The sequence below is a fragment of the Streptomyces sp. NPDC051172 genome (assembly GCF_040682555.1).
In the GTDB taxonomy this organism is placed as follows: domain Bacteria; phylum Actinomycetota; class Actinomycetes; order Streptomycetales; family Streptomycetaceae; genus Streptomyces.
In genome coordinates this window covers 1-1,256 of record NZ_JBFBBE010000384.1, presented here as the reverse complement: position 1 = coordinate 1,256, position 1,256 = coordinate 1, and the positions used below count along the sequence as shown (strand labels likewise).

Below are 1,256 nucleotides of genomic sequence, written 5' to 3'. Positions count from 1 at the left end.
TCAGTCGATCACGGCGGCTGTCGCTTCGACTTCCACGAGCTGGCGGTCGTACCCAAGTGCGGCAACTCCGATCAGCGTTCCCGGCACATCACGGTCACCAAATGCGTCGCAGACGACCTCCCAGGCCGCCGCGAGTTCAGCCTTGTCGGAGGGGGAGACCAGCACACGGGTGGCAATGGTGTCCGCTGGTCAGCACAGCGAGGGGCATCTCACCGGGCATGCTTGGTGGATGAGTTCCTTTGGAGCGGGGGCGTCCCCGCGCTTTGATGACGCTGGGAAGCTGGCTCTCAACAAGATTCGGGAGGCCAAGCTCACCCTCAGACAGCTACGCGCAACGCACGCCAGCTATCTTGATTCGGTTGAGGTGGGTTTTGATCCGAGTGTCTTTCAATCAAAGACTGTGGTATGGGCGGCCCGCATCCGTCCGCCGATCGAAAGCTCGGATATATCTCGGCCCCTGCGCTATCTCATCCATGATCTTCGTGCAGCGCTGGACAACATGGTGCATGGTCACGGAGTCTCCACAGGGGTGGACGAGAAAGTGTTGCGGTCGAACTCATTTCCGGTGGTGCAACACGAAGCGGAATGGAAGAAGCAGTCGGCGTCACGACTCAAGCAACTGCCCCCTGTGATCGTCGAGCGGGTCAAGCGAGTGCAGCCGTTCGCGTCGCCTCGGACTTATCCGGTTCCTCCACACCCGTTGAGTCTGCTCGCTGAACTCAGCAACGTTGACAAGCATCGGGATGGCTTCATCGCTGCGCTGGTTCCAAACCCATCGGGTGTGCATCAGCTAGGAGAGATCCAGTTTGAGGTGCCAGTCGAACTGTCGGAACAGGCGTTTGCCCCCACGAGGGACCCGGCATCGGTCAACGACATCATGAGGTTCCTTCCCGACTCGAGTGACGGCGTAGTGCGCAACGGTGACACCGTCCTGGAAATCGACCTCCCGGACGCGGCAGACCTCAACCTCGAGACACTCAAGTCATTGGATCTGCCGTTGACCGTCACAGTGGTCTACGACCAGAGTCAAACCGGAGGCTTCCCGTACCTCCCGATCGTGATTGACGCATGGACGTACGTCCGGGATGTCGTCCTGTATGTCACGGGGCAATCTGAGGAACCACCGCACCCGGCCGAGCTGGCCCGTCCCGCGCCTGAATGGGATGAGTGACGACGGCCGCTCGTCCTTTATGGATCGGTGGCGACGGGGCTGCCGGCCGGCTCCCCGGTCCTGAAGGTCCGTACCGCCCAGGGTG

General features: G+C 61.1%; 1 protein-coding gene and 1 pseudogene. One reads left to right on the top strand and one right to left on the bottom strand.

Annotated elements, in window-relative coordinates; all coding sequences use genetic code 11:
• Positions 1–183 (bottom strand): annotated as a pseudogene (locus AB0N07_RS51320) (RidA family protein); the annotation flags it as partial.
• Between the two features lie 46 nt (positions 184–229).
• On the opposite strand from AB0N07_RS51320, the gene AB0N07_RS51315 reads away from it, so the two are divergent.
• On the top strand, positions 230–1,171 hold the full coding sequence (locus tag AB0N07_RS51315; protein ID WP_365847915.1) for a hypothetical protein: 942 nt from the start codon (positions 230–232) through the stop codon (positions 1,169–1,171).
• Positions 1,172–1,256: the final 85 nt, after the last annotated feature.